Below are 263 nucleotides of genomic sequence, written 5' to 3'. Positions count from 1 at the left end.
TGCGGCGTCGCCGGCGCCCTTGAAGCTGGTCACGAACAGCACGTAGACCGGGATCAGCACGAGCAGCACGAACAGCAGCATGGCGGTATAGCGTGCCGTGCGGGCCACGGCATAGCGCCCCGGAGCGGTGGCGGCGCGCTGCGCGGGCGTCTTCCGGCTGACCGGCTCCAGGAGTGTGGTCACCGCTTTTCCTCCCGGTGGGTGTGGATGAGGTAGGGGATGATGATGGCGGCGACGATGATCAGGAGGATGGCGCCGACGGC

1 pseudogene is annotated in these 263 nt (G+C 68.4%); it reads right to left on the bottom strand.

From position 1 onward, the window contains the following. Positions 1-183: pseudogene (locus tag J0911_RS01495) on the bottom strand (carbohydrate ABC transporter permease); the annotation flags it as partial. Between the last annotated feature and the right edge of the window lie 80 nt (positions 184-263).

This window comes from Myceligenerans salitolerans (genome assembly GCF_017349295.1).
Classification (GTDB): domain Bacteria; phylum Actinomycetota; class Actinomycetes; order Actinomycetales; family Cellulomonadaceae; genus Myceligenerans; species Myceligenerans salitolerans.
Note: the sequence above shows the minus strand (reverse complement) of the source record. Positions and strands in the feature narration are given on the sequence as shown.